This is a genomic window from Nostoc sp., from assembly GCF_035638895.1.
Taxonomy (GTDB): Bacteria; Cyanobacteriota; Cyanobacteriia; order Cyanobacteriales; family Nostocaceae; genus Nostoc.
The window spans coordinates 1-5,558 of record NZ_DASQZC010000100.1 but is presented as its reverse complement, the minus strand read 5'-3'; the positions used below and the strand labels follow the sequence as shown (position 1 = coordinate 5,558).

General features: G+C 43.1%; 6 protein-coding genes and 1 pseudogene. 2 read left to right on the top strand and 5 right to left on the bottom strand.

From position 1 onward, the window contains the following. The 5 genes and pseudogenes from VE944_RS04505 to VE944_RS04485 all read right to left on the bottom strand — a co-directional run. Window positions 1-743, bottom strand: a pseudogene (locus VE944_RS04505) (biotin/lipoyl-binding protein); the annotation flags it as partial. Window positions 744-873: 130 nt separating this feature from the next. Further along, the gene (locus VE944_RS04500) at window positions 874-1,749 is read right to left on the bottom strand and encodes an SDR family oxidoreductase (protein ID WP_324972892.1); all 876 of its coding nucleotides are present in this window, start codon (window positions 1,747-1,749) and stop codon (window positions 874-876) included. 253 nt (window positions 1,750-2,002) lie between these two features. Beyond that, the gene (locus VE944_RS04495; RefSeq protein ID WP_324972889.1) at window positions 2,003-2,158 is read right to left on the bottom strand and encodes a hypothetical protein; all 156 of its coding nucleotides are present in this window, start codon (window positions 2,156-2,158) and stop codon (window positions 2,003-2,005) included. 149 nt (window positions 2,159-2,307) lie between these two features. After that, the gene (locus tag VE944_RS04490; protein ID WP_324972887.1) at window positions 2,308-3,210 is read right to left on the bottom strand and encodes a S1 RNA-binding domain-containing protein; all 903 of its coding nucleotides are present in this window, start codon (window positions 3,208-3,210) and stop codon (window positions 2,308-2,310) included. Window positions 3,211-3,318: 108 nt separating this feature from the next. Beyond that, window positions 3,319-4,059, bottom strand: a complete 741-nt coding sequence (locus tag VE944_RS04485) for a dienelactone hydrolase family protein (RefSeq protein WP_324972884.1) — start codon at window positions 4,057-4,059, stop codon at window positions 3,319-3,321. Between the two features lie 286 nt (window positions 4,060-4,345). Between VE944_RS04485 and VE944_RS04480 the strand changes: the two genes are divergently transcribed. Then, window positions 4,346-5,329 carry a GntR family transcriptional regulator gene (locus VE944_RS04480; protein ID WP_229554658.1) on the top strand — a complete coding sequence of 328 codons (984 nt, stop codon included), beginning with the start codon at window positions 4,346-4,348 and terminating at the stop codon, window positions 5,327-5,329. Between the two features lie 44 nt (window positions 5,330-5,373). Continuing rightward, window positions 5,374-5,558, top strand: a 185-nt coding sequence (locus tag VE944_RS04475; protein ID WP_324972876.1) for an FAD-dependent oxidoreductase, incomplete at its 3' end; no start/stop codon positions are given.

The following is a 5,558-nucleotide window of genomic DNA, read 5'->3' as shown; positions in this document are numbered from 1 at the left end:
TAATCGACACGAGGTACAGCACCAGGAGTCATTAAGGTGCGTAGGCTTTTTTCCCTTTCTTGTGCCAGTGCCAAATTACTTTCAATTTTGATCCGAATGCTATCTGCGTTGACAAGGTTTGTTTTGGCATTGGCAACGCTGCTTTTGGCATTCACTAAGTTGTCTTGCAACCGAGTTAAACGGACTTTGGCTTGATCTATAAGTGCTATTTGGCGATTTGCTTCTGCTTCTGCCCCTGCTTGACGCGCTTGGAAGTCTTGTAAGCGAGAACTTAACAGTTCATCTTGCACTTTCGTCCCAGTAGTTTTGCCTCCGGTGCGTTCTGCATCCAAACGTTGCAAATCGTCTTGAATCAATCTAGAAGATTTGACTAGGCGGGAAACATCGGTTATTTGCAAATCTGGATCTTTTTGAACCAGAATTTGACCTTTAGTAACGCGATCGCCTTCTCGCACTTTAACAGCAACAATTGACCCCCCACCCAAGGATGTCACCGGTCTTACCTGTGTAGAAGCAATTAATTCCCCTGGTGCTGTTGCTACTTCATCTATTTGCGAGAAGTACGCCCAGGCGATCGTTCCAAATACGATGACGCTCATCGTTCCCGCTAATAGTCTAGTGTACAGGGGTGGCAATTCCTGTACCGCCTTCCCCAACTCATAAGTAAGTTGTTCCTCTGGTTGGGCGAATCGCTCTTTTGTCTGACGTGCTTGAGCAGCATTTACAGCTAGGGAAGATTTCATAGAATTTTAGATTTTAAAAATGGGGAGTGGGGAGTGGAGAGTGGGGAATGGGGGAATAATTTATTGTTTATTTATCATTTATAGTGTTTTTCTTCACCCTACTCCCTATTCCCTACTCCCCACTCCCCATTTAAACTGCTAGATAACGCCGCAAAAAACTTTCTAATGTCTCCAACTTGAAGTTATAAATCGCCTCCAAATTGGCAATTTCATCTTTTGTACAGAAAAATTCATTTGCTAGCAATGTACGATAAGTTCCTAAAGCTTTTTGGGTTTGGGGATTAAATAAACCCAATGCACTCTGTAACCCATCAATGAGAAATAGGGGTGAGTTAATTATTACTGGTTCTTTGGCGAAAATCCGACCAAAAATCCGGGGAATATCTTCCCTTAATAAAATCTCCGGGCCTCCCACTGGTAAAATCTGGTTACGAGCGCCTTCAACTGTCACAGAATCCACTACTATCCTTGCCAAATCATCAGTACTGACAATTGAGCTACGGTTTTTGCGATCGCCAATTAGCAAATACAATCCCGTTTCCCGAAATTGTTCTACTAATGGCAGCAAGTTAGATGCTAATCCAGATGGGCGTAAAATAGTGTAATTTAAGCCACTAGCTGACAAATATCGCTCTACTGCTCGTTTGGCTTTGAACACAGGAGCGTCTTCATATCCGCGATCGGCTCCCAATACGGAAATGAAGACAAAATGCTCTACACCATTGGCTTTCGCCTGGTCTATTAGTTCAATATTGGCGCGGTAATCTAAAGAGAGGGCATCGCTATCAGAACCGTGGGCGCTGATAACATACTTGACACCCCGACTAGCTTTCTGGATATCTCTTTCTTCTAGCAAGTCACCGATAAAGATTTCTGCACCCCGGTGTTCTAACTCGCTGTAGCGCGAGGTAAGGCGGACAAATGCCCGCACAGATTGTTCTCGTCGCCGTAGTAGTCGCACAACTCTGCGACCAATTGCTCCCGTTGCTCCAGTTATTAGAAACATATAAATACCTAAATTGAATAGTTACAGGGTTTATATAGGGGTTCGCTCGTTTGTATGCAATACACTTTGACACTACTTCCATTCCTCTCTCCTTTTAGGAGAGAGCCTTTGAATCTTACTCCCCAACGCTCGCAGGGAAGGGGCTGGGGGTTAGGTCTTTATTAGCCAATAAGTCATACCTTATTTATCTTAATCTCAAAAAATTATCCCCCACATTTTTGTAGATGCAGGGGATGAGGTAATAGGATTAGTTTTACTGGCTCAATAAGTCAACAGCTTGTTCAAGCGACATCTTAGCTTTGTGCAAATTCAGCAGGTTTTCCTGGTCGTATCGGTCAGGATAGCTCATTTTCCTGCCCTCCAAAGTTATCCGAATTAGTGCTGCTTGCTCATCTGTGGGTGAATTCATCTCTTCTAGAGCAGAACTGATTATCTGGATAGCGTTAAGTCAGAATTTAAAATCCCCCCACATCTTTGCAGATGCAGAGGGAGTATTAACAATTCAAAATTGTTTCAGACGGTGATTTAAACACTTTGTGCAAGCAGCCCACCTCAAAACTATTCAGCAGCTTTGTTATTAGCTCTATTAGCTCGCGCCTCAGCCGAAGCCATCACCTCATCCATATTCTCTAACACTTCGCCAGGGAAGTTTTCCAGAACTCTGGTAGAAAGAGCAACCCGCCCTTTACCTTCATCCAAGTCAATAATTACAGCTTTAATGGGCTGACCAACTTGAAATACCTTTTCTAATGAGTCGATAAATTTTTGGCTTACCTGCTTGATATGAAGCAAAGCCCCCATACCATTTAAATCGACAAACACACCAAAAGGTTTGATGCCAGTAACTTTACCTTCCACCAGTTGACCTAGTTCTAATAAACTGAAGTTGCTAGAACGAGTTGCTAAACGCTGGGAAAGGATGAGTTTGTTGGTGTTTTTATTAATTTCCAAAAAGCCTACAGTCAGATTTTGACCTTTGAGAGCTTCTAAATTATCACGCTCTGCCAGGTGCGATCGCGGAATAAATCCCCGCAAGGAAAGAATATCGACGGTGACACCACCTTTATTTACACCCATAACCCGAACTTGCACAGTCTGAGCATTTTCCTGCATTTCGGCCAGTCGTTCCCAGATGTGCTGGATTTCCAACTGCTTGCGAGAAAGGGTGACTTGACCTTCTGCATCCTGATCTCGGATAATCAAAAACTGCATTTCCTCTTGCAATGGCAGCACCTCCGATAAATCGGTAACTGCTCTCAAAGAAGCCTCATCGCGCGGCAGAAAAGCTGACGACTTGCCACCAATATCGACATAAGCTCCATCATGGTCAAGTTGGAACACTTTGCCATGTACAACCTGTCCCTTTTGAAACTGGTAGTCGTGTTTTTCTAGTGCTTTGGCAAAATCGTCCATTGTAAACGGCGAATTGGCTGTTTGAGAAAGTTTCGATTCGGAATTCATGACTTTTGAAGATTAATTGTTATTTGATATGGTGCAACTGGAGTTTAGATTGTTATTTGTCATTTGTCATTTGTCCTTTGCTAATGACCAATGACCAATGACCAATGACTAATTCAGTTGACTAAAGAGTTCTTTGACTTGCTCCCAAGCATCAGCAGCAGCTTTAGGATTATAACTGGCACGACGGTCACAGAAAAATCCGTGATCAGCTCCATCGTAACGAAACACACGATGAGGAATTTTATATTTTTCTAACTCTGCTTCAATCTCATCTACTTGTTCGGGTGGGATGCTAGCATCTTCTCTACCAAAAAAGGCATAGAGAGTGCCTGTAATTTCTCTGGTACGGTTAACAGTGGGAGCGCCACCTCCTGGTGTGCGAGTGGTAATTCCAGCGCCGTAGAAGGAAGCCGTAGCTTTAACATCTGGTAAAGTAGCTGCAAGATATGCAACATGACCACCAAAACAGAAACCAATACAACCAAAACTATCTTTTTTGACTTGGGGCAGATTTTTGAGGTGGTCAATTGCTAATTGAATATCGCTCAATAACTCTGAGGCTTGAGTTTGCATTGCGTAGCCTCTGCCTGTTTCAATATCTTCGGGTGTGTATCCGGTTTCAAAACCAGGAGCAGTCCGTTGAAAAAGTGCAGGTGCGATCGCTACATACCCAAGTTTGGCAATCCGTTCTGTAACATCCCGAATGTGAACGTTAACACCAAAAATCTCTTGTAATACCACCACTCCTGGGTAAAATCCAGCTTCTTTTGGCTCTGCTAAATAAGCAGAGAGTTGAATATTATCTTGCAAAAGATTAACCGTTGTGGTAATTATTGCTTGCTCTGTCATAATAATTTTTACTAGTGCTGTATGATTAGCCGTGTGTTTATTTGATATAACTATGCCAGTATGCCCAGGTCATTTCCATTTAAATTATCAATTACCAATAGCAGCGCATTAGAAATTTGTACCAGAAAAACTTCATGTGTAAATAAAATATTTGACATGTAGCAAATGCAGCTGGTCACTAAAGGAGGGCTGAGTTAAAAGTGCTGTGTGCTGAGTAGTAAACCAACACTCCCCACTCCCTACTCCCCACTCCCCACTCCCCACTCAGTATTCAGGAGGTTTGCTGATGATTCAATTCCGTATTCAGCCAGACAGCGAAATTCCCGCATCAACCCAGCTGTTTAATCAAATCCGGTTTGCGATCGCTTCTCGGCAATATCCCCCTGCTTACAAATTGCCAAGCACAAGGGCATTAGCAATGCAAACTGGGTTACACCGTAATACCATTAGCAAAGTTTACCGTCAACTAGAAGAAGACGGATTTGTTGAAAGTATGGCTGGTTCCGGAATTTATGTTCGTCCCCAAGGTCATGAGGGCGGTAGTAGACTGCAATCACCAATTCTCAAACAAAATCCTGATGCATATCAAGTTGTCCAGAAAGCACTCGATGATTTGCTCACTCAAGGATGTTCACTCAATCAAGCCAGAGAGCTATTTTTAGCAGAAATTGACTGGCGCTTGCGTTGTAGTGCGCGGGTACTGGTTGCAGTTCCATCTTATGACATGGGTGCTGGTGAGTTGATGGTCTATGAATTAGAGCGATCGCTAAAAATACCAGTCCAGTTGGTAGCAATGGAAGAATTAACTGCTGTGTTAGATAAAACTACCTCTGCGACAGTAGTCACAAGTCGGTATTTTATCAGTAATGTGGAAGCGATCGCAGCTCCTAAAGCTGCACGGGTAATTCCTCTAGATATCTACGACTACAGCAAAGAACTCAGCCTATTGAAAACCCTACCAAAAGAAAACTGTGTAGGTATAGTTAGCCTCAGTTCCGGGATTGCACGAGCAGCAGAAGTCATCCTCCACGGTCTGCGAGGAGATGAACTATTAGTGATGACTTCGCAACCAAAAGATGTTTATAAACTTCAAGCAATGGTTAAACGGGCTGAGGTAATCATAAGTGATCAAGCCAGTTTTGCGGCAGTACAAGCAGCCGTGCAAGCATGTGATGAAGATATTATTCGTCCACCGAAGCTGATTAAGGTTGAAAATTATATCGGTACTAACTCAATTAACTTGCTAAAACGAGAACTGGGTTTGGGTTAATCCAAAAATAATTCGACCAACATCTATAAAGGAGAGATGAGGTAGTGCAAATTGTAATTGTGGGCGCAGGCCCAACAGGTGTAACCCTTGCTCTGCTCCTTGCAAAACGTGGTATTGCTGTAACGTTAATTGAAGCAGCAAAAGACTTTCATCGTGTTTTTCGCGGTGAGGGATTAATGCCCAGTGGGTTAGATGCACTAGAGCAAATGGGTCTATCACCATTGTTAGA